19 protein-coding genes are annotated in these 21741 nt (G+C 63.2%); 6 read left to right on the top strand and 13 right to left on the bottom strand.

Annotation, left to right across the window (positions count from 1 at the left end; translation table 11 throughout):
• Positions 1-2 precede the first annotated feature (2 nt).
• Genes NUW13_10135 through NUW13_10110 form a run of 6 tightly spaced genes read left to right on the top strand, consistent with a single transcriptional unit; the run spans position 3 to position 7007 of the window.
• On the top strand, positions 3-1160 hold the full coding sequence (locus tag NUW13_10135; GenBank protein ID MCR4439382.1) for a glycosyltransferase: 1158 nt from the start codon (positions 3-5) through the stop codon (positions 1158-1160).
• Positions 1157-2398 (top strand): glycosyltransferase, encoded by a 1242-nt coding sequence (locus NUW13_10130; protein ID MCR4439381.1) that lies wholly within the window; start codon positions 1157-1159, stop codon positions 2396-2398. The genes NUW13_10135 and NUW13_10130 overlap by 4 nt, the downstream gene beginning before the upstream one ends.
• A 4-nt stretch (positions 2399-2402) precedes the next feature.
• Positions 2403-3179 carry a DUF3108 domain-containing protein gene (locus NUW13_10125; GenBank protein MCR4439380.1) on the top strand — a complete coding sequence of 259 codons (777 nt, stop codon included), beginning with the start codon at positions 2403-2405 and terminating at the stop codon, positions 3177-3179.
• Positions 3179-4387: a glycosyltransferase gene (locus tag NUW13_10120; GenBank protein MCR4439379.1), complete on the top strand. Its 1209-nt coding sequence runs from the start codon at positions 3179-3181 to the stop codon at positions 4385-4387. The genes NUW13_10125 and NUW13_10120 overlap by 1 nt, the downstream gene beginning before the upstream one ends.
• Positions 4388-4390: 3 nt before the next feature.
• A complete protein-coding gene (locus tag NUW13_10115) occupies positions 4391-5401 on the top strand; it encodes a radical SAM protein (GenBank protein ID MCR4439378.1) in 1011 nt (336 codons plus the stop codon).
• A 4-nt stretch (positions 5402-5405) separates the two neighbouring features.
• Entirely contained in the window at positions 5406-7007 is a 1602-nt protein-coding gene (locus NUW13_10110) for a CehA/McbA family metallohydrolase (protein MCR4439377.1), read from the top strand.
• 20 nt (positions 7008-7027) lie between these two features.
• Here the strand turns inward: NUW13_10110 and NUW13_10105 are convergent, their stop codons facing one another.
• The 13 genes from NUW13_10105 to NUW13_10045 all read right to left on the bottom strand — a co-directional run bounded on the left by NUW13_10105 (position 7028) and on the right by NUW13_10045 (position 21680).
• Positions 7028-7504 carry a hypothetical protein gene (locus NUW13_10105; protein MCR4439376.1) on the bottom strand — a complete coding sequence of 159 codons (477 nt, stop codon included), beginning with the start codon at positions 7502-7504 and terminating at the stop codon, positions 7028-7030.
• Positions 7485-8924 (bottom strand): UDP-N-acetylmuramate:L-alanyl-gamma-D-glutamyl-meso-diaminopimelate ligase, encoded by a 1440-nt coding sequence (gene mpl, locus NUW13_10100; GenBank protein ID MCR4439375.1) that lies wholly within the window; start codon positions 8922-8924, stop codon positions 7485-7487. The genes NUW13_10105 and mpl overlap by 20 nt, the downstream gene beginning before the upstream one ends.
• Positions 8921-9421 carry a thioredoxin family protein gene (locus NUW13_10095; GenBank protein MCR4439374.1) on the bottom strand — a complete coding sequence of 167 codons (501 nt, stop codon included), beginning with the start codon at positions 9419-9421 and terminating at the stop codon, positions 8921-8923. Before NUW13_10095 ends, mpl begins: the two co-directional genes overlap by 4 nt.
• Complete coding sequence (locus tag NUW13_10090) at positions 9418-10281, bottom strand: DUF4115 domain-containing protein (GenBank protein MCR4439373.1); 864 nt, start codon at positions 10279-10281, stop codon at positions 9418-9420. The genes NUW13_10095 and NUW13_10090 overlap by 4 nt, the downstream gene beginning before the upstream one ends.
• 3 nt (positions 10282-10284) lie before the next feature.
• A complete protein-coding gene (locus tag NUW13_10085) occupies positions 10285-10887 on the bottom strand; it encodes a Maf family protein (protein ID MCR4439372.1) in 603 nt (200 codons plus the stop codon).
• Positions 10888-10904: 17 nt separating this feature from the next.
• Positions 10905-11357, bottom strand: coding sequence for a D-aminoacyl-tRNA deacylase (gene dtd / locus NUW13_10080; protein MCR4439371.1), 453 nt, complete (start codon positions 11355-11357; stop codon positions 10905-10907).
• 91 nt (positions 11358-11448) lie between these two features.
• A complete protein-coding gene (locus NUW13_10075; protein ID MCR4439370.1) occupies positions 11449-12327 on the bottom strand; it encodes an Mrr restriction system protein in 879 nt (292 codons plus the stop codon).
• Between the two features lie 34 nt (positions 12328-12361).
• The gene (locus NUW13_10070; GenBank protein ID MCR4439369.1) at positions 12362-13282 is read right to left on the bottom strand and encodes a geranylgeranylglycerol-phosphate geranylgeranyltransferase; all 921 of its coding nucleotides are present in this window, start codon (positions 13280-13282) and stop codon (positions 12362-12364) included.
• A gap of 194 nt (positions 13283-13476) precedes the next feature.
• Positions 13477-14478, bottom strand: a complete 1002-nt coding sequence (locus tag NUW13_10065; protein ID MCR4439368.1) for a beta-galactosidase — start codon at positions 14476-14478, stop codon at positions 13477-13479.
• Between the two features lie 362 nt (positions 14479-14840).
• The gene (locus NUW13_10060) at positions 14841-15185 is read right to left on the bottom strand and encodes a hypothetical protein (protein MCR4439367.1); all 345 of its coding nucleotides are present in this window, start codon (positions 15183-15185) and stop codon (positions 14841-14843) included.
• 220 nt (positions 15186-15405) lie between these two features.
• Positions 15406-17139, bottom strand: coding sequence for a BamA/TamA family outer membrane protein (locus NUW13_10055; GenBank protein MCR4439366.1), 1734 nt, complete (start codon positions 17137-17139; stop codon positions 15406-15408).
• A 157-nt stretch (positions 17140-17296) separates the two neighbouring features.
• Positions 17297-20725, bottom strand: a complete 3429-nt coding sequence (locus NUW13_10050; GenBank protein MCR4439365.1) for a hypothetical protein — start codon at positions 20723-20725, stop codon at positions 17297-17299.
• A 25-nt stretch (positions 20726-20750) separates the two neighbouring features.
• Entirely contained in the window at positions 20751-21680 is a 930-nt protein-coding gene (locus tag NUW13_10045; protein ID MCR4439364.1) for an NHL repeat-containing protein, read from the bottom strand.
• Positions 21681-21741 lie beyond the last annotated feature (61 nt).

The raw sequence follows: 21741 nt of genomic DNA, 5'->3' as shown, positions 1-21741 counted from the left end.
GCGTGGCAGGAACGGTCTTCTCCATCGCCCTGATTGCCCTGGGAGGGGTGTTTGCCCTTTTCCTGCTGGGGCTGCTTGTCGGGCTGTTGCGGAAGGAGGGAGCGCGCTGCCAGGATCGGCCGACGGTGTCGGTGGTAGTGGCCGCGCGGAACGAGGAGCGGCAGATCGGCCGCTGCGCGGCAGCCTTGTTGGCGCAGGACTATCCCCGCCATAGGCTGCAGATCGTCATCGTGGACGACCGCTCGGATGACGCAACGGCCGCCATAGTGGAGAGGATGGCGGCGGGCCAGGAGCATCTCGAGCTGGTGCGCCTCAGCTCGTGCCCGAGCAACTGGTCGCCGAAGAAACACGCCATTGCGGCGGGTGTCGCACGTTGTCGGGGGGAGGTCATTCTCTGCACCGATGCCGACTGCGTGCCGCCTCCAGGTTGGGTATCAGGGATGGTGTCCTACTTCACGCCGGGTGTCGGCCTGGTGGCAGGGTTTTCGCCGGGCAGCTGGGGGCCGCGCTCGCGGCTTCTCCTGCGCCTCATGGAGATGGACGATTTGGCCTTAGCCTGCGTGGCCGCCGGAAGCATCGGCATCGGCGTGCCGCTCACCTGTAGCGGGGCCAATCTGGCCTACCGCAAGGAGGTCTACGAGGAGGTGGGCGGGTTCTCAGGTGTGGAGCACCTGCTCTCCGGCGACGACGATCTGTTCCTGCACAAGGTGCGGGCGACCTCTTGGCGTTGTCGCTATGCGCGCGATGCGGCGACCATCGTGCCCTCCGGCGGTCCGGAGAGCTTCCGGCAGTTCCGCCACCAGCGCACCAGGCACGCCTCCAAAGGCTTCTTCTATCCCGCCTGGCTAACCACGCTCCTCATCCTCATCTACTTGTTCCATTGCGGCCTGATGGCGGCGGTGCCCATGGCCCTGTTGGGCGTAATTGCCCCGCGCGTGGTGGCGCTCGCTTTTGCTACGGCCTTTGTGCCGGAATTCCTTTTGGTGGGCTACGGGGCCGCCCTTTTCCGGCGAAAGCGCCTGTGTCCCTACGTGCCATTGGCTGCGCTGCTCTACATTCCGTACGTCGTGGTCTTTGCCGTATGGGGCACCTTCGGCAAGTTTGCCTGGAAAGGAGCCGTGGCACATCGCGGCTACCGGGTCAACGAGGTCGAGGCATGACCGTCTGGTTCCCCCCTGTTCTCTGCGCGTTGACTGCCATCTATGTGGGCGTGGTGCTGTTCTTTCTGCTGGGCCTGTTCTTTCCCAGGCAAGGACTGAATAAGCGCCAGTATCGCGTGTCGGTGGTGATCGCTGCGCGCAACGAAGAGGGCACCATTGAGCCACTGCTGCAAGACTTGGTGCACCAGACTTACCCAAGGGATAAGTACGAGGTGATCGTGGTGGACGACGGCTCGGTGGACCGCACGGCAGAGATCGTGCAGCGCTACGTGCGAGCGTATCCCAACTTCCACTACTTGCGGCCGGAGGCTGGCGACGGCACGTTGAGCCCCAAGAAGCAGGCCTTGGCCACCGGCATTGCCCACAGTAGCGGCGAACTCATTTTGACCACCGATGCCGACTGCCGCGTGCGCTCTACCTGGATCGAAACGATGGTGTCCTACTTTTTGCCGCGCGTCGGCATGGTGCTGGGCTTTTCGCAGTTGGGCCGACCAGGCGAGCAGCGCAGTCTGTTTGAGCAGCTGCAGGCGGTGGACTTTCTGGCGCTCATGTCTGCGGCGGCAGGTTCGTGCAATCTGGGCTTTCCCCTGGCGGCCTCCGGGCAGAACTTGGCGTACCGTCGGTGCGTGTACGAGGAGGTTGGCGGCTTTCGGCACATTGGCCATCGCGTCTCCGGGGACGATGTGCTTCTGGTGCAGCTCGTGCGCGGTCGCACCCGCTGGCGGCTGCGTTTTGCGGCAACGCCCCGCGCCTACAATTCCAGCCTGCCCGAGCCCAACCTGCGGCGCTTTTTCCATCAGCGGGTAAGATGGGCTTCCAACGGCGCCTTCCAGACGAAACAGAACCTCATCTTCTTCGGCTCTCTGCTGAGCGTCTACCTGTTCAACCTCGCCCTGCTCGCCGGTGTGGCGCTCGTGCCGCTCCTGCCGGGGTTGGGAATGGCGGTAGCGGCCTCGTTTGCGGCCAAGGCGGTGGCTGAGCTCTCGCTCTTGGTGCGCGGTGCGCTCTTCTTTCACCGCCGCGACCTGCTGGTCTATTTTCCGCTTTGGACACTGTTGGAGGTCCCCTACGTGGTGGTCGTTGGGTTGGTGGGCACCTTTGGCAACTTCAGTTGGAAGGGACGAAAGATGAACAGTGCGCTCACCAGCCAGCAAGCCGACGAGCGGCCGGAACATGTGGAGGGTGGCTCCGTAACGGAAGAACCGGAGGGAGGGCCAGCCGTTGTCGATCAGGGGTAAAACCATGACGCTTTCGCTCACTTTGCTCTCCGTGCTCTGCTGCTGTTGGTCTGCGGGCGCGGGGGATGCGCAACCGGCCGACACCGAGCATGAAAGGCTCACCTACGAGATGCAGTATGGGGGCTTCCAGGTCGGGAGCTTTCGCACGGAAGTCTTGCCCGGGGAAAACGGCGCTCTTACGTTGCAAGCGACCATGCAGACCTCGCCCCTCTACCACAGGTTCTTCTGGGTGGACAATGTGTACCTGGCCCACTTAGACGCCGAGCTGCTGCTGCGCCGGCTCGTCAAGGAGATCCGTCAGAAGAATCTCTCCCACACCATGGACATCACCTTTGACCAAGAGGCAGGGGTGGCGCGCACCACGGACGGGCGCACCTGGGAGGCCCCGGCGGGGACGTACGACATCCTTTCCCTCGTCTACCACCTTCGCGCCTTCCCTCTGGCGCCAAAGGAAAAGCGCACTGACAGGCTCGACGGCGAGGGTCTGACCTGGGAAGTGATCGCCGAGAACATTGGCCAAGAGGAGGTGGAGACCCCAGCCGGCATGTGCCGTGCAGATAAGGTGCTGCTGCGCACCAAGAGCGCTTCTTCCCGGTGGCGGGCGTGGAAAACCGACATTCTCACTAACCGCCTTTCGGCAATGGGCTCCGGAGTGCTCATCTGGTTCAGCGCGGGAGGCACAAGAGTGCCCGTGCAGATGGTCTTTCGTGCCTCCCCCTTTGATCTGCGCATGAACCTTAAGAAGTGCGAAGGGGCATCACTCACCGGTGGGGAGCGCTGATGGTGGCTTTGGTAAGCCTACTGCTGCTAGTCGCCTCTGCCTATGTGGGCGCCGGGACAGTGCTGGCGCTGGCCGGCAGGCGCAGATATGAACGCTGCAGCAGGGAACTGCCGCGCGTCAGTATCGTGGTCGCCGCGCGCGACGAGGAGGCCAACCTGCCTCAGTGCTTGGCTTCCTTGGCAAGCTTAGACTATCCGCAGGAGAGAATGGAGATCATCCTGGTGGACCACGCCAGTCGCGACCGCAGCGGGGAGCTTCTTGCTGACTTCTGCGCGCGGCACCGCCACGCCCATCTGGTGCGGGTTCGGGACGGAACCACTGCCCTGTGCGGCAAGGCTGCGGCCGTGGCCGCCGGCATCGAGCGCAGCAGCGGGGCAATCGTGCTCATGACCGACGCCGACTGCCTGGTACCGCCCACGTGGGTACGAGCTATGGTCAGTCACTTCGACCGGGACACAGGGATGGTCTGCAGCTTCACTACCGTGACAGCCCGCGCCAGAGGTGCACGCGGGCTTTTCGTGCGCGCGCAGGCTTTGGACTGGTTGTTCCTCCTTGCCGCCGCCTCGGGAGCAGGGCTCGTGGGCATGCCGTTGACCTGGGTGGGCAACAATTTGGCCTTTCGGCGTCAGGCCTATGACGAAGTGGGAGGCTATCGTGGAGTGGGCTTCAGTCTGACTGAGGATTTCGCCCTCTTCAAGGCGATTTGCGGCTCCACGGCCTGGAAAGTACGCTTCGTACGCGATCGCCGTGCGTTGGTGCTCACCCAGCCGGCCAGGAGCTGGCGCGAACTGTTGCACCAGCGCCTGCGCTGGGCAGTGGGCGGCAGGTCGGTAGCACCGCCAGGTAAGGTGTTGCTGGCACTTGGCGGTGGCGCGCGTCTCTTGCTGCCCTTAGCGATGATTCTTGCGGTGCATCATCCAGCGGCGGCGGCCCTGCCGCTTGCCGTCATTTGCACCGACCTTGTTCTTCTCGGCAGCACCTGCGCAGCCTTGGGCCAAAGGAGAATCCTTGGGGCCATCATTGCCTTTGAGGCTCTGTTTGCCAGCTACGTGGGCGCAGGCGCGGCCCTGCTCCCGTTTCTGCGCGTGCTCACCTGGAAAGGCATTTCCTACCCGTTGCGCGCCCCAAGCTCACCACATAGGGTTGCGCCGCAAGGGGCCCTTGCCGACGGCTCTCTCGCCGCGGTCGAGCAAGAATCCTGGAGCTGAACCATGCTCTCCTGGCGCAGTGCCCCCTTGCTGTGTCTCTACTACGTCACCTACCGCTGCAACGCCGGCTGCCGGTACTGCGACATCTGGCAACGGGAGGATTTGCGCGGCGTGCGCGATGCCAAGCCGCGTGACGTGGTCAGCAACCTGCGCCAGCTGAGGGCGGCAGGCGTACGCTTTGTGGACTTTACCGGAGGCGAGCCGCTGCTTTACGAGCCGCTGCCAGAGGTGCTGCGCGAGGCGAAAGCCGTAGGCCTCTACACCACCGTGACCACCAACACGCGGCTCTACCCCCGCCGCGCCCGTGAGCTGCGCGGGGTAGTGGATTTCCTGCATTTTTCTTTGGACACGCTGGATCGCGCCAAGCAGCGCACCTGGCGCAAGGGACCCGATCCGGAGCACGTCCTCGACTCGGTGCGCATGGCCAAGGCCTTGGGCGAAGCCCCTGACCTCCTCTTCACCGCTACCAAGGAGTCGTATCGGGAGCTCCCCTCTTTGGCCCGGCTCGCCGCTGAGCTGCGCTGCGAGCTCATCGTCAATCAAGTCTTCTGTGCCTCGCCCGAGCATGCGTTGGACGAGCCGGCGCTGGCTGCGCTCGAGCGCTTTCGCGCTGCGCCCTTCGTCTACCTGAATAGGGCCTTCCAGCGCCTGCGCCGGGAGGGAGGCAATTCGACGCGGGCGTCCCGTTGCCGTGCGGTGAGTGCCACCGTGGTCATTTCCCCGGACAACAACCTTCTCCTGCCCTGCTTTCATCACGCGCGTGCGCGGCTGCCCATTGCCGGCGATGTGCGCGCGGCCCTTTCCTCGCCCTTGCATCAGCGGTTCGCTCGCCTGCAGGGACGGCTCGACTTTTGCCAGGGCTGCACTATCAACTGCTACTTTGACCCGTCGTTCCTCTGGCGCATCGACGCCTTTTTCGTGGAGAGCCAGTTCAGTAAGTTGCGCTACGGGCTGGACAAATACCTCCGGGCACGCGCGCCCTTCCCAAGACGAACCCGACGGCCAGGAGTGTGAGCAGATGCGTCTTTTCCCTTTCCTCCCCTCCCTTTCGTATGCCGAAACGCACTATTCTTTTCGCTTCTTCCCCTCCCGGCTGCGCAAGTGCGAGCCGGAGGTGGTGGCGGACGTGCCACATCGCCTGGAGCCTGGGCAGAGGCTCCCCGTGCTCCTCTTGGTGAAAGACGCCCACCTGTTTCCCATCGAGCTATGTGACGTCGGGGTGGAGCTGATCACGCCCCGCAAAGAGACGCTGAGGCTACCCGTCACCTTTCCGCGGCAGGAACTCAGAGCACCATGGTGGCACACGGTCCTCTACCTGCCACCTCCGGAGGGCCTTAGCGGTCCCTGCCAGGTGCGCGTGGCGTTCTCGCTGGTGGCAGACGGCGAACGGCGAACCTATGTGAGCGACAACTACCGGCTCTCCAGTCATGCGCCGCTGCCGTGCTACTTTGCCGACCAGCCCCTCCCCAGGGCCGACGGGTGGCACTTTGGTGACCTCCACTGCCACAGCGCGTTCACCAGCGACCAGGTGGAATTTGGGGCGCCCATCGCGGCGACGCTGGCCATGGCCAAAGCCCAAGGCCTGAACTTCCTCGCCATCACTGATCACTCCTATGACCTCGACGATAGCCCGGATAGCGCTCTGCGCAACGAGCACAGATTGCCCAAATGGCACCAGATGCAGGCAGAGGTGGCAAGGCTCAACGCAGAGGCCACAGGCTGCGTGGTTATCCCCGGCGAGGAGCTCTCCTGTGGCAACCGCTACCGCCGCAACGTGCACCTGTTAGTGCTGGACAATCCTGACTTCTTGCAGGGTTCGGGGGATAGCGCGGAAAGGTGGTTGCGAACGAGGCCGGAGTTGACCGTGGCCCAGGCGCTGGCGCGGCTCCATCCCGGGGCGCTGGCCTATGCTGCCCACCCGGAGGATCGCACGCCGCTGCTGCAGTGGCTGCTCATCCGCCGCGGCAGGTGGCCCAGGGCGGACTATCGCCACCCACGACTCAACGGCCTACAGCTCCTCAACGGCCACATGGATGCAGCCGCCAGCAGGACACTCCGTCGTTGGGTCAGCCTCCTTCTCGGCGGCCAACGCCTGAGCATTGTGGCCGGCAACGACGGCCATGGCAACTTTGCCCGGTTCCGGCAGATTGGCCTGCCGTTCCTCACCATGCGGGAGCACCTCCGCCAGATCTTTGGAGCCGCGCGCACGGCCGTGTTTGTTGAGGGACAATTGACCATAGCTTCCCTCAAGGCCGCGCTGCGCCAAGGAAGGACTCTGGTCACCACTGGGCCTTTTCTGGAGCTGCGGGCAGAAACACCTGCAGGCACCACGCACATCGGCGGGACTCTCTCCGGCTCACCCGCGCGACTGGTGGTGAGCGCCAAGTCTACTGCGGAGTTTGGCCCACTCCACCGGGCGACTATTTGTCTGGGCAAGAAAGGGGCACGGCGGGAAGAGATTTTGTGGGACTGCCATCGTTTCCCAGAGGTGTTCCGTCACCGCATCGAGCTCACGGTGCGGAGACAGGCGGACGACCTCTACGTGCGAGGGGAACTCTACTCCCGCGGGCCCGGTGGGGAGCACGCCTGCTACACCAACCCGATCTGGCTCACCGCGTGACCGGCGCTGAGCTGCCGGCGTCAGAGCAATTTGATTCTCTTGATAATCCTTTTCAAGCCACGGCCGTAGTGCACCGGTCGGATTTCCACGTGGCGGTCTGGGCCCTCGCCCACGCTGGTGGTCTCTAAGTCGGTGTACTGCTTCAGTGCGTTGTGCACGACAAAACGTTCGAAACTCCCCATGGGTGGCAAGGCCACCACGCACTGCTTCCGCCGTGCCTCTTCAGCCTTTTGTTCGGCGAGCCGGCGGATGTTCCCCACCGGAAAGACTTTGAGCACATAGTCGCCGTCGTTGCGGTAGGTCTTGGTTTCAAAGTCCGGATTGCCGTCGAAGAAGCGATGGATGCGCTTGCGCTCAAACGCCGTTAGGTCCTTCAGCGTCGCCGGAACGCATGAGTCGCGCAGGTTGCGCTGCACCTCGATCAAGATGCGGTCGATTTTGCTCATCTTGGGACGTAGTTTTCCCTCCCCCTTCTTCTCACCGCTGCCTTGCCCCATCGTCGTACTTCCTCTCCAGAGCAGTTTTCAGCTTGTCGGGAATGCCCTCAAAGTCACCGTTGCTCAAGGTCACAATGACATCGCCAGGGCGGGCGTGCGCAGCCACGAATGTCACGATGGCGTCCACCTCTGGGAAGTGATAGGCGTCCTTGCCGCGCGCCCGCAGGTCGGCCACCAGTTCCGGCACGGAGAACAGCTCCTCCGGCCGCACTTTGTCGGGGCGATGTACCGGCGCCACCACCACATGTTCTGCTGCAGCAAAGCTTTGGGCGAATTCTTTCTGAAAGACCTTGCGCCGCGCCGTGGCCGTCCGTGGCTCGTAGAGCGCCCAGATACTTGCTCCGGGCTGTAGGGCGCGCACCCCGTTCAGCGTCTCCCTGATGGCCGTGGGATGATGCGCAAAATCGTCGTAGATTTTGATACCGTTGACTTCCGCACGCAGTTCCAGCCTCTTCCTGACACCCTCGAAGGTGGCCAGCGCGGCGGCGATCTCCTGAAAGCTCAGACCCAAGAAGCGGCACGTGGCGATAGCAGCCAGCGCGTTGCGCACGTTGTGCATGCCTGTCAGCTTCGTGTGGAACTCTCCCTCCTTTTTCCCCTGGTAGGTGGCGACAAAGCGAGTGCCGCCGTCTGCAAAGGCGATGTCCAGCGCGCGCCAGGTCGCCTCCGCTCGCAAGCCAAAGGTGTGCACCGCACACAGCGCCCGCGGCGCCAGCTCCATCACCACCGGGTCGTCGGCAGCGGCCACCAGCAGGCCATTGCCAGGGATGATGTTGATGAAACGGCGGAACGCCAACTTGATCTCGTCCAGGCCGGGGTAGATGTCGGCGTGGTCGAACTCGATGTTGTTGATGACTGCCACGTCGGGCAGATAGTGCATGAACTTGGGCCCCTTGTCGAAGAAGGCGGTGTCGTACTCGTCCCCTTCCACGACAAAGTGCCGGCCCGAGCCGCACTTGAACCCTTGCTGGAAGTTGCACGGCACCCCGCCGATGAGAAAGCCGGGATCACGGCCCGCACACTCCAAGGCCCAGGCAATCATTGAGCTGGTGGTCGTCTTGCCATGGGTGCCAGTGACCACCACCGAATAGCGATCGCGCAGCACAAACTCCTTGAGAGCCTCAGGCATCGAGGTGTAGTGGAGCTTGCGCGCCAACACCGCTTCCACCTCTGGATTGCCGCGCGACATGGCGTTGCCTATGACCACCAAGTCCGGGGCCGGCTCGAGATGGGCAGCGTCAAAGCCCTCGTACACGGGGATGCCCTGCGCGGCCAGGAAGGTGCTCATGGGCGGATAGACGTCCTTGTCCGAGCCGCGCACCCGGTAGCCGAGGTTCTTGAGCATCGCCGCCAGCGCGGCCATGGCCGTGCCGCAAATGGCGATGAAGTAAATGTCAGAGCCAGGGTCAAGGCGTCTCATGTGCCAGACCTTCCCAGCAACAGAAGGGCGATGTCTTGTTCTATGGTCAGCGAGGGTGTCTCCACGATGCGCCCGAGCTCCACGCCGTCGACCATCACGACGAAGGTGGGTACGTGGTCGATCGCGAATCGTTCGGCGACGCCTCCGGGGTCGCGCTTGCTGCGGTCCAGCGCCAGCAACTTCACATGGAGGCGCGGGTTGGCGGCAGCATAGATGCTCTTCAGGAAGCGTGGCACCTCGCGGGCACAATCTGGACACCAGGTGCCCAGGAAGACCAAAAGGTCCACGTCGTGCTCGTAGCTGCGCAGAACCGCCACCGCCTCCTCGTTGGGCTGGTAATTGTCAAAGTCAGCCCGGTAGTTGTCCATTTCCATGAGGAGTTTGTCCTGGGTAAGCCAGCCGGTGAGAATCTTGGGGCCTTCCTGCTTCTTGCCACAGCCCAGAAGAAGGAGCACCACGCCCAACAGGAGCAGCGGCAGGTGTGCTTTCCGACTCATAGCTCCCTCCTGCGCAGCCCGCCGCGGTACTGCTCCACTGTAGACTGTTCCAAGTCAACGGGGCTGGCCTTCCCCTTGTTTGCTATGCCCGTCCTGGTAACGATCCCCGTGCGATCGATGCGGAGGGCCAGTTCCTCCCCCTTTTCGCCCAAGCGGCCCAGTGGTCTGCCATCGAGGGTGAGCATGACCGCTCCTGCGTCGGCTACCTTGAGCGAGAAGCTATGGCGTGCGCGCCAGCTCCGGCGCTCGCCGACGGCATAGGTGGCCTGGCTGAGCGTACTATCGTCCGCCACGACCTGCACCCAAGTATTGTCCACCACCTCCATATCGAGCCGAAGTTCCGTCGCACCCTGCGCACCAGTCGCCACCTGGCTCACGGATGGGTGCGCCGGCTTCTTGCCGCTGCCGAACAGCGTGTGGTAGTTGCGCGCGTAAATGGCCGAGAGCGCGAGCACAACCATGGCGCCGCCGATCACCAAAGTCGCAGCCTGTTTCTCCCTGCTGACGAGCGACTTTAGCCTGGCCAGTAGAGACTTGACCCACGATGTGCTTGACGGGCTCTGCACAGGGAGAACCGGCCTTGCCTCCTGAAGTCGCTCCCGCACGCGGTCGAGAGGCTTGAGCATGGTGGAAGGCTCCAAGCCCACCTCCTGGGCATAGGCGCGGATGAAGGCGCGCACGTACGGCTCCGGCAGAAAGCCGAATTCGCCCTCTTCGATGCTCTGCAAGTATTTCGGGTTGATTTTGGTCTTCTTGGCCACGTCGGCCAGCGAAGCCTTCTTGCGCTCCCGTGCCCGCTTCAGCTCATCGCCAATGGCCCGGCAGATCCCTTTGACGCCGGCCGTCTCGTCAACAGTCACGCCTCACTCCTTTGCCCGACAGAACTCCCTGTAGGCCTGGTAGAACTTGGCCAGTGGGAAGCCAACCACGTTGTAGAAACACCCTTCGATGCGGTCCACAAAGATGGCGCTCAGATCCTGGATGCCGTAGGCGCCCGCCTTGTCCAGTGGGCTGCCTGTGGCCACGTACGCCTCGATCTCCTCATTGCTCAGGTCGCGGAAGTGGACTCTGGTCAGCTCATGCTCCACCAGTTCACGCCCGCTCGGCCTCTCCACCAGCGCAAAGCCGGTGTAGACCTCGTGCGTCTTGCCGCTGAGCAGGGCCAACATGGCGCGCGCTTCATCTGCATCGGCCGGCTTGCCCAGCAAGCGGCCAGCCAGCACCACCACAGTGTCAGCGCCGATTACCAGCCCACAATCCACCTGCGCGGCAACTTCTCGCGCCTTGGCCAGGGCAAGCTCGCGCACGTGGCGCACCGGATCCTCGACGCCGCCATTTTCCTCGACGATGCTGCTGGGGATGACGTCAAACTCCAGGCCCAGCAGACGCAAAAGCTGGGCACGTCTTGCCGAGGCAGAGGCAAGGACCAGGCGCCTGTCCCGCAAAGACGGCAACTCGAGTGCCACGCCCTGTTCCCACGCTGTCACTGTTGGCCTGGAGGAGTATCCACAATCACCGTGACCGGGCCGTCATTATTGATGTGCACCACCATATGCGCCCCGAAGACTCCTTCGGCCACCGGGAGACCGTAGCCACGCAGCGCTTGGACGAAATGGTCGTACAACGGTTTGGAAACCTCTGGCGGTGCCGCCTCGGTGAATCCAGGACGGCGCCCGCGCCGACAGTCTGCATACAGGGTGAATTGCGAGACCACCAAGAGCTCGGCGCCCACGTCCAAGGCGGAGAGATTGAACTTGCCTTGCTGGTCGGCAAATATACGGAGATTGACGCACTTTTGCGCAAGGAATTCAGCATCCGCTCTCGTGTCGCCGTTGCGTACCCCCACCAGCACCACCAGTCCACGGCCGATAGAGCCGCTGACGGCGCCATCTATTTCGACGGACGCCGATGTCACTCGTTGCAACACTGCGCGCACAGACTCTCCTGGCATTTGCCCCCGTTCTGCAGCTCAAGGGCAAGCATCCCAAATCGCGTGCGACACCCCCGTCGCCAGCCTCTGGCCCGGCTCAGTCCTCGGGGATCAGGAAATAGACCGGTCGAATGGGCAGTAGCCGTCGCTGCACTTCGGGAATCTTGTCGTAATGTTCCACCCAGAGGTCGAAAAGTCGACTCAGATCAAGGAGGATAATCCTTCGCTTCTCCTGCCGTCTGGCCTCGTCTTCAGCTTCCCGCGTGAACCCGCCAGTGGAGATGAAGAGCCCGACATCGCCCTCGCCAAGCAGGGCGAGAAGCGAGCGGATGCCTTCGATGGTGGCCTTCTCGCTGCGTCGCTTCACCTGCACCTTGATGCGCGGGCCCTGAATGCCCAGAGGGTCGGTGTGGGCAATGATGTCGATGCTCTTGTCCGGGCCAGGCGGTGCGACCCACGAGACGTGGTAGCCCATGGCGCGAAGGAGTCCCGCGACAAGCTCCTGGAAGTCGTAGGGGTCCATCCGCTCGAGATGTTCCTCTATCTCCGTCCACGCCGCTTCTTCTGCCTCCTCGAGGGTGGTGGCGGCATCCGGTGAGCTCTCCTCGGCTACCACATCCGGCTCTCTTTCTTCCTTCCATTTGCGGTAAAGCCTGTCGGATTCCCGCGTGAATTCCTCGGGGTCGGTAAACCGTTCATAAGCCTGTCGACCTGCCTCGGTGAGCGACCATGTCCCCCGAGTTTTCACAAGCCAGCCAGCCTTAGCGGGCCCAATGGTGGAAAACCTCACTATCCTTTCGTACCGTCGGACTGTTGGCCGGCCCGGGTAGGTGGTCTTTTCGAAATCGGTGGGCGGGACCACCTGCGGCAGCCTCTCCAGTACTGTCCTTGCAGGAAGGCCCTCAGGATGGTCCAAGAGCAGCTTGAACACTCCTCTCATTAATTCTCCCCTGCGACTGGCAGTGATTCCTGGCACGGCAACTTCCCTCCCATGTGGACGTCAAAGCCGACTAACGCCCCACATAAATCGCCACCAGCCCCACAAACATATCCGCCTTGAGGAGCTCACTAAGGCGGTGCAAGGTAGGCGGGTCTGGCCGCCGCCACATCTGCACGACCACGTAGGCAACGACGGTGTCCACGCCGGCGACCACCACAAGAAGGTATGCCAAGTCATACACCCCCCCGACATACGGCAGCGGCGTCACCGCAACGACCAGCGCGTACACGGCAGTAGCAACTACCAGTGCCGTGCGCCGGCCATGGCGGATGGGCAGCGTCACCACGCCCTCCAGCCGGTCGCCGTGCATGTCCTCCACATCCTTGATGATCTCGCGCCCGAGGTGGAAGAGAAACGCGAAACCGGCCGGAATGAGGGCGGCAGCCGGTCGTCCCACCGCCAGCCCGCCGTAGATGAACGCCAAGGCCGTGGCTACGCTCACCGCTATGTTGCCCCACAACACCGTGCGCTTCAGTCGCCAGCTGTACACGTAGAGGAGCGTTGCGGTAGAAGCGGCCACCAGCAGGGGAACCGGCCCGATAGCTGCGCCAAGGAGGCTGCCGAGGAGGAGCGCAAGAGCGAATACCCGAGCTTTGCGCCGCGCAATTTTTCCCGCGGGCAGCAGCCGATATGGCTTGTTGCGCCGGTCTATCTCCACGTCAAAATAATCATTGATGGCATTTGCGCCCGCAGCCACTAGGCTACCGGAGGCGCAAGCGATGAGCACGTGGCGCAGGGGGTGGATGGTGCCGGTCACCAGCGCCCCTACGAAGATGGACAACCCGCCGATGACAACATTCAGCGGACGGGTGAGGATGACATACGACCAAATTCGCGAGAAGCACGTGCTGGAACCTGTGGCCTCCTGGTGCGGCCTTTGCTCTTGGTGCGGGCGCAAAGCGCGTGACGGGGCATCTCTCCTACTTGGCACAGATCATTTCCAGCCTGCTGAGGGTCCATCTCTATGCGCAAGCACTGCCTCTTCGGCAGCGCGCCATCTTCTTGCGTGATTCGCGGACATAGAAATATAGCGATATGGTGCAGGAAAATCAAGGGGCAAATGGGAGCGGAGGGAAAGGTCGGACGCTCTCCTCTCCCCGGCGCGCTCCTCGTTCCCTCACACCTTCACCCTCCCCTCCCCAGCCTCCCCGGCCCTCTCATTTTGTGAAGATAGTAGCTGGTCTGCTCGACGGTCGGCCACCAGGCAGGCCCGATGAAGTAGATGATGTCCCTGACGCCGACCGCCAATGCCGCCTCAACCTGCCGCAAAACCAGGTCGGCCTGCTCACTGGCACTGCGTTCGTTAGAGAAGGCAAAGCCTGAGGTGAGCATGAACCAGACCTTGTGACCAAATTGTTGCTGCCGTCGCAATCGCGCAGGGAGTCTCGCAATTCGCTCCTCATGCTGGTCATAGTCCCAGTCGACAATGACGGTGTCCAAGTCGATTTCCTTGGCGATCTGTTCAAACTCCTTTTCAAACACCCAGGGGATGGTGAAAGTGAGAAGGCGCAGTTCAGGCGCCTGTGGGCGAATCAGGGCTTCCAGTGTCGAGCGTTGAAAACGGAGGTTGGTGGCCATGAAGAATCGCTTTGCCTCCTGGTTGGTGGCCGAGAGCAGGCTCTTCCCGTGAGCCGCGCGGAAATGCTGCTGACATGCTTCGCAAAAGCACGGGCGCGCAAATTCGGGCGGGTGCAGAATCACGCCGGCAAAGCCGCGATACCGTGCAAGGCATTCCTCGATGACCCCGAAGCAATACCCGCGCGCACCTTCCTTGTGGTGGCACATGATGCCCGATTGCACCTGGGGGTGCCCCTCTCGGTCGCAGATGGCCAGTTCGGGGTGGCGCGAGGTGTATCCCTTGGCATGCCCAGTGGTCGAAAAGACGTCGACGAGATAGATACCCCTGTCCACACACCAGTCCACCACCTGCTGGAAAAACTCTACTTCGACATTCGGATGCCGCGCCTCCACCCATTCCGGGAACCTCTTGCTCGCATAGGGCAGAGCATGGCCCATCAGGTAGATGAACAGGGTGCTGGCGCCCAAGTTCACGAGGCGGTCGAGACGCTCCCGCCAGGTGCGCAGGTCCCAGGTACAGGTCCACTCAGGGCCGAGGACTGGCGGCATGTCAAAGTCACCCAGCCCGAGGAAGAGATAGTAGCCGCAGCGATCCAGCTGTATGAGGTCACTCGTTATCCAACTGCCCTAACATGGCCATGAGCTTGGCATGTGGGAGCAGCCAAGGGGAGCGGTGCACCTTGGCTCTGTCCTTGTCGCCGACTCTCGCCCGTGTCTGAAAGGTCAGTCAGGATCGCCCGACCCGCCACCGCCCGGCGGCTCTGCCTTGCGCTCGTGGGCTACGAGCCATGGCATGGGCGGCGATGGAAGGGCTTCCTTGCCTCTTGCACGGTCGCCAATCCCCTGCCGCAGTTCTCGCCCGCCATGGGCGCCCGGCTTGTCCGCCAAGAGCCCTCCTTCGCCCTCGTGCGTTAGGCCGTGTTGGTCTCTTGCGAGCGCGCTCTCATCTGCCAGCGCACGCCCGGCTGGGCGCCAAAGAGGGTACAGAGGACCTGGAGAAAGGGCGAAACAACGATCATGAGCAGCAACCAGCCAACAAAGCTCGCCCTGGGGCGGTAGAGAATCATGGGGATGCCAAAGTTGGCCAACTCTGCCTCTGGGGCGCCCAGCTTGAGCGCCTGTAGCCCCCAGAGCACCAGCATGCACACCAAGGTCAGTGCCGAAGTCACTGCCGCCCAGAAGAACATCCTGTCGAGGAGCATGTTCAGGCGGAGGGAGCGCGCCGCCAGCCGGCGGGCAGGCCCAGCACGATGCAAAAGATCGGCACACCCATTCCCATGCCAAGGCAGAAAATGTCGGCAAGGGCGTAGAGGAGCAAGGCCCATCTGCGCGGGAGGTATAGGAGGTCTCGCATTTCCTTCCTTTCACACAACTTTCAGGCGCCGCGACCCGGCGTCAGCCTCTGTGGGCCTAAGAAGATTCGGAAGCGCGGGCGACGCGCCTCAGAGGCGTAGAGTCCCGGCGGCCGGCGGCCAGTCAGAATTCGTTCACCAGGCCCACATGCACTTTGCTCTCCATGAGGCTGTCGCCCTTGCCGAGCCCCAAGTCCACGCCGACGATCCCCAGTCCAGTCTCGATGCGCACGCCAAAGCCGTAGCCGATGCGGTAGCCTTCGCTCGTCTGGTGCACATCGTCGCGCCAATAGTAGCCGCCGTCTATGAAGACAAAGGCGCGGGACCTTCTGCCCAAGAGGTAGCGATATTCAAGATTTGACCACGCCACCTTGCTGCCGCGGAACTCGTGCTCCCGGTAGCCGCGCAGGGTGCGTGCCCCGCCAAAGCGGAACTGATCCTCTATGGGGATCCTCCCCTGGGTGCTGGTCACCTGTCGACCATGCACGGTAATGGCTACCACCTGGTAGCGCAGGGGCTGCACATAGAGTTCCGCGTCGACTATCACCCGCCTGTTGTCCACTTTGGGGCGCAGGCCGTAGAGGGCCTCCTGGTCGGACGAGACAAACTGCTTCTTGCGGTCCACCGACAGCGCCGTCTGGTAGAAGAAGCCAGAGCGCGGATTGAGGAGGTCGTCGCGCGTATCGTACTCCACCCCCAGCGCAGCGGTCAAGGAGCGGCTGCGCGGCATACCCAGCAATGCGGTGGCCAAGGAGTCCGGCAGCACTTCGCCCCGCCCAATTTGCACCCTGGCATTGAGCCGGTCAGCCAGGGGCAGCGAGAGCTCCAGGGCGAGATCCCGCCGCACGTAGGTGGTGTCCTGCACCAGTTGCTCGAAGGTGAAAGCCAGGCTCACTGGGGAGCCCAGAACCCATGGCTCGCGGTAGGAGAAGCGCAACTCCTGCGTCTTCTGATCGCGCTTCTGCCAGCGGGCCTGGAGGGCGCGGGCAGTCCCAAAGAGGTTACCCAGTGACAGGTCCAAGAGGCCGGTGAGGTAGCCCTTTTCGCTGCCTACCCCGGGATTGTAGCCGAGCACACCGTCGATCGAGCTGGCCTTCCGCTCGCGCACGGCGAGCAGCACCCCGCTGGCCCCCTGCTCACTCACAAAGGGCACGGGTGTGTCGACGCTTGCGATGAATGGCAGTCTCTTGAGGCGCGCCGGCACGCGCTCCATGGCGCGCTGGTTGTACAGCTGTCCTGACCTGAAGCCGGCCGCCCTGGCGATAACCTGCCGCTTGGTGGTGACCGCTCCTACCACCCGCACTTCGTCGATGCGCACCTGTGGCCCAGGAAACGCGCTGAGGCAGATGTCGAGCTGGCGCGCCCCCTCCTGGTCGCGCAGGGAGAGGCTATCCAGCACCAGGTAAGCAAAGGGGTGGCCGCGGTTTTCGAACTCGCTGAGTGCTTCCTGGAGGTCGCGGCGGAGCACGTCCTCGAAAAACCGCCTACCGGGGCGACTGTCGAAGCGCGCCAGCAGCAGGGCACGCCACTGGTCATCTACGCCGTTGATGGCGATGGTGCCGATGCGCGCCAGAGGACCTTCCTGTATCCAAAGGCTCACCTCCACGCCGCTGCTGTCGCCGCTAAAGCGGGCCACTACCGAGTCGACGCGCGCCCAAGGGTAACCCTCGCGCCGGTAGGATTCCAGAAGCGCCCGGCTGCTTTCCTGTGCCTCGTGCGCTGCCCAAGGTGCGCCTGGCCGGATATTGGCCCACTGCAGGGCCTGCTCCTCGCTGACGGCGTGGGTGCCGACAATCCGCAGCGACCGCACCCTCGCTCGCCCATCGCTCCCGCTCTTGTCAGCCTGCGGAGCGGTCATCGCGGCGCGCGGGGGCCCTTCGACCTCTCGCGCAGGTGCAATTCCTCGGCCGCTGGTGCCCGCCGGGCCGGCCCAAACGACTCGCCACGACCCAAACACGAGGAACAAAGCAGCGAGCGAAGCGATTGCTTTGTCTATCCTAAGAGGCATCTGTTTGTCAGAAAAAGGCACGCATCTCTGCCTTGGCGATGTGCACGGGCTCCGGCCTCTGGGGCTCGCTGCGCCCGGAGTAGGTCAGCGAGGCGCGCACATTGTCGCTCACCCGGTACTCTGCCGCGATGTTCCAGCGCAAGGTGGTCCCTGGCTGATTCCCCTCGGCAAGTTCATAGGGGATGGCACGCCCTGCCTGTTCCACGCCGACGTTCACCCACTCTATGTCCGCGCGGACTTGGCCCTTCCCGGGCAGGGAGTACACCACCGCGGGTTGGAGGGCCGCAAAGCGCGCGTTGGTCGCCGGGGTGAAGGCGACGTCCTTCTGCAAGGCCATCTTGGCTTTGAGCGCGAGTTCGAGAATGGGCTTCGGCCGGTAGGAGAGCGCCACAGTCGCGCCGTGCGACCGTATGTCGCGATTCTGCCGTCCGGCGAAGCGGAAAGCACGCACATTCCGCTCTTGCGCTGCATCCACCTGCAGGCCGACCTGGGGACTCAACTGGGAGGTCACTCGCGCCGACCACTCCTGCAAGCGCTGGTCTTGTCCTCCCTCCAGGTACTGGTTGTTCTTCTCCTTCCGCCCCTGGTACCGCAGGCGCACGGAGGCCTTGCGGCTGTTCTGCAGCACGTAGAGATCCTGACGCAAGGTCATCAGGCCGAACATCGTCGTCTCGTCTCTCTGAAAGCGGGCGAGGTTGAGGCGGTAAATCTGCCACGGGTCAGGTTCCCGACTCTTTTCCTCAATGCGCACCAATGTCTCCGTAGCCAAGGCTGAGAGCACGCGCTCCCCCCAGCGTGATTTTCGCCCCTCGGCGAGGCTCCTCGAGAAAAACTGGCGGGGGTCGAGCCGTATTTTGCCGCTGGTCCGCAGCTCGACAACCGGCACAAATTGGTCGGTGGTGAAGGTGCGCAGCACATAGTCGCCCAAGGGGTCAGGCACGTACTCGTTGAGCTGCGCGTCAAACCGGTAGTTGCCGTCGCCGGGGCTCACCTTCAGGTAGACGCGTTCCTTTTTGGCGACGGCCGTGTTGGCCACCTGGTAGTGCCACTCGCTGCTCAGGGCCTGCCGCCATGGGGAGAAGCTCGCCTTCACCTCTGCCAAGTCGGTCCTCTGGTCGCTTATCTGGGGATCGGCATAGGAGCGCTCGCGGTGGGTGAATTCTGCGCTTGCCGAAAGGCTCCGCCAGCGCTGGATTGACCACTGGTATGTCTGCGTGGTGGCCACCGACTTGCGCGTGAACGCGCCTCCACGATAGTCGCGATCGTCGCGATAGGACAACTTTGCCGCGCCGCTCATCCTGCCCAGGTTCACCAGCTCCAGCCCCGCCTGGTAGAGGTCAAACCGGAAACCGGAACTCAAGGTATCCGCAAGTTGCTCCTTACGGACCTCGTTCTCGTAGCCCAGCATTGGCCTGAGCTTCCACCACTGGTAGTCGACGCTGCCGCGCTGCCTGAGCCAGGTTCCCGCCTTGTTTAGGGACGCCTGCGCGCGATCGATGAATTCGAAGCGATAGGAGGCACGCGGCAAACGCGGCCTTGCAAGGCTCGACTGCAGTTCCACCCGGCTTGCGGCAAAGGCAGACCCTTTGCGGATGCCCCCATATTCTCCACGGAACTCCAGGCCGGTTCCTGGGCTGTACTGCCCGACCAGCTCATGAACTACCTCCTGGCGCGTGAGGGAATCCGGCAGGTCCCAGCGGCGCTCGTATTCCACTGCTGTGGTACGGTCGATGTCGGCAAAGTGGCTATCCACCCGTCGCAAGCGGGCCGTGAGCTGCCCAGTGCCCAGGATGGCGCCAAACAGGCGGAGGCGCTCCGGCTTGAGCTCGATGCTCAGGCCGGAAGCGAGGCCGCGATTGTCATCGTCATCCAGCTCAGAGTAGCTGTTGGCGTCAAAGCGGCTCATTGCCCCCTCGGCGCGCACTTTCAGAAAGGGGTGCGGCGAGAAGCTCAGGTCTGCGCCGAACAGGTCGTGGCTGCGCGCCACCGGCAGCAGCACCACCGGGGAGTAGCGGCCTGCGCCATGCCCCACAAAGCGGTATACCCCTCCTCCTTCGTAAGCGTAGTCACCCTTTCCTTCGCCTACATCGGCAAAGGAGACGTTGTAGGCACCCGAGTCGGGTCCGACGTAGCGGAATACCCCAGAGGCGTCGAGCTGGTAGCGTCCCTTTCCAGGCCCCACGTAGGTGGCACCGTCTTCCACTGCCTTTGCGGGGTCATCGCCGGCGGCGCGAAGCAGGGCCAGCCGCTGCTCTGTGAGGGAAAAGTCCAAAGGATGGTCCTTGGCGTCCGCCTCGCGCAGGTAGCTAAGTCCCACCTGCAGCTTGTCCGCCCACGGGTTGGCGGTGGTGCGCAGCGCATAGATGTTGCGACGGAAGCGCTCGTCCGAGTACTGAAAGTCCACGGTGATGCGCGAATCGGCAGTGATCAGCCGGCGCCTGGTGAAGGTAATCTGCGCGGTGCTGTAGTCGATGACATAGTCGTTCGTCTCCCCGCGCACCATCAGCTCGCCATCCACCCAGACTTTCTCCGTGCCGGCCAGCACGATGATGTCGATCTGCCCCCGCTCCCCTTTGAGCTGGTAGGGACCTTGATACCCTTCTTGCCCCAGGAAGTACTGCGTGCGGAACTGTCCCCTGGACACGGCTCCTGAGGCGGTCGCAGCCACCCCGCCGTGGCGAACCGTGGCCATGGCGCCCTGCAGCTTGCGCGCATAGCCGGCGAACTCCGTCCCGGTGAGCTCCAAGTAGTAGTCGCCCATGGTCACCTGCACGTCACGCCCTTTCAGCTCGACAAAGACTTTGTCGATCTCCTGCAGCGTCTGGGTGTTGCCCTCGGGCTGAATGGGCGTGTTTTGGTCGGTGAGGGAGGCCACTACTTCCAGGTTCTCGCTCACCCTGCCGGCCACTTGCATGCGCAGACCAGAGTCGACTTTCAGGCCGCGGTTGGAGCCGATGGTGATGCCGCGCACGATGCTGCCGCTCTTTTGCAAGTCTGCGCCGTAGGTCTGCGAAGGGGCAGGGCGCGCGACAAACCCTTGGGGCAATGCTGCCGAGGAGGTGTCGGCAGGTAGACGATGCAGAGGGCGTCGTCGATAGACGCGCGGCAGCTCATAAGGGAAGCGCTGATAGAGGAGACGAACCTGGGCGCCTGGGGCGGGGAGTTGCCTCAGGTAGAGGGTCCCAGAGCCATAGTCGATCTGGTAGTCGGTGGCTCGCTGCAGTGCTCGGCCGTCGAGCCACACACTGTCGGTGCCCGGCACGAGCAGGCTATCGGGAAGGCGAATGGCCAACTGCGTGCCGTCCGCTACCAGCAGCACGTCCTTTTCGTAGAGGCTTATGCTTTGTGGGCGGGGCTGTTGCGCTACGCTCTGCCTCGCTGCCACCACCAGCAATAGCAGCCCAAAAGCTAAAGTGGAGCAGCGCCTCTTCGCCACTTCTCGAGGAGAAAAGGCGCGCCTGCTATTGGCCAGAAAGTTCAAAGACCTGCACCCGACAGTTGCCCCCATCCAGCACATACACCCGTCCGGCGCCCACCGCCACGTCGCTGGGTCGTTTGAAGGCGCCCAACTTGTCGCCGCGCGCCCCCCACTGGCCGAGGAGGTTTCCTTCTGGGGAGAAAGCGACGATACGGTCGTTCCCTGTGTCGGCGACCCAGACGCGTCCGCGGCTATCGACGCTCACCCCTGTCGGAGCACGGAGCAGCTCGACGCCCAGCTTGCGGATAAAGTTGCCGGAGTAATCGTACACAAGCACGCACCCGGCTCCTGCGTCACCCACGTAGACCAGGTCCTTTGTGCTCAGCGCGACCTGCGCCGGTCGCTCCAGTCTGCCCTGTGCCCAACGAAAGTCCCCGAAGCTCAACTCCGGCACGCCGAAGGAGTTGATCTTCAGCAGCCGCCTATTCTCGCCATCGACAAGGAAAAGTTCCCCGTGTCGCGAAAGGGCCACGCTCAGCGGGAAGCCGAAGCGGAGCGTCTCGTCCTGGCTTTCGTCCGCGTAGTAGGAAGAGATGTAGTTGAGGTGGCTGTCATAGCGCTCGATGCGCTCGTTGTTGTAGTCGGCCACAAACACATCGAGGCCGGCCGAGGCACAGATGTCGACCGGACGGTCGAACTGCTCGCGCCCCCAACCAAAACCGCCGATCTGCTTGAGGAAACGGCCGTGGCGATCGAATTTCTGGATGCGATTGTTGCCGGTGTCGGCGACGTAGACGTTGCCATCCAAGTCAATGGCAAGGCCCATGGGATTGCGGAACTGCCCAGGTTGGTCGCCTTCGCTGCCAAAGGCAAAGAGCAGACGGAGCTCAGGAGCGCCAGGAAGGGACTGCCCAACCGCCTCACCCACCGCCGCCGCCACCATCAGAAGGCTGATACCGACCAGAGACCGCATGCCGATCACGCCCCTCCACATACGTCACCGCTGCCTCTGCGATGTCTTCGTCCAAAAGATA

This window comes from candidate division KSB1 bacterium, assembly GCA_024655945.1.
GTDB lineage: Bacteria > Zhuqueibacterota > Zhuqueibacteria > JANLFK01 > Oleimicrobiaceae > Oleimicrobium.
Note: the sequence above shows the minus strand (reverse complement) of the source record. Positions and strands in the feature narration are given on the sequence as shown.

Bases quoted from the DNA above. Each gene is read 5' to 3' on its own strand.
- NUW13_10045 (MCR4439364.1), bottom strand. From the start codon at position 21,680: ATGCGGTCTCTGGTCGGTATCAGCCTTCTGATGGTGGCGGCGGCGGTG.
- NUW13_10105 (MCR4439376.1), bottom strand. From the start codon at position 7,504: ATGGGGCAAGGCAGCGGTGAGAAGAAGGGGGAGGGAAAACTACGTCCC.
- NUW13_10110 (MCR4439377.1), top strand. From the start codon at position 5,406: ATGCGTCTTTTCCCTTTCCTCCCCTCCCTTTCGTATGCCGAAACGCAC.
- NUW13_10065 (MCR4439368.1), bottom strand. From the start codon at position 14,478: ATGCCGCCAGTCCTCGGCCCTGAGTGGACCTGTACCTGGGACCTGCGC.
- NUW13_10095 (MCR4439374.1), bottom strand. From the start codon at position 9,421: ATGAGTCGGAAAGCACACCTGCCGCTGCTCCTGTTGGGCGTGGTGCTC.
- NUW13_10120 (MCR4439379.1), top strand. From the start codon at position 3,179: ATGGTGGCTTTGGTAAGCCTACTGCTGCTAGTCGCCTCTGCCTATGTG.
- NUW13_10125 (MCR4439380.1), top strand. From the start codon at position 2,403: ATGACGCTTTCGCTCACTTTGCTCTCCGTGCTCTGCTGCTGTTGGTCT.
- mpl (MCR4439375.1), bottom strand. From the start codon at position 8,924: ATGAGACGCCTTGACCCTGGCTCTGACATTTACTTCATCGCCATTTGC.
- NUW13_10115 (MCR4439378.1), top strand. From the start codon at position 4,391: ATGCTCTCCTGGCGCAGTGCCCCCTTGCTGTGTCTCTACTACGTCACC.
- NUW13_10130 (MCR4439381.1), top strand. From the start codon at position 1,157: ATGACCGTCTGGTTCCCCCCTGTTCTCTGCGCGTTGACTGCCATCTAT.
- NUW13_10055 (MCR4439366.1), bottom strand. From the start codon at position 17,139: ATGACCGCTCCGCAGGCTGACAAGAGCGGGAGCGATGGGCGAGCGAGG.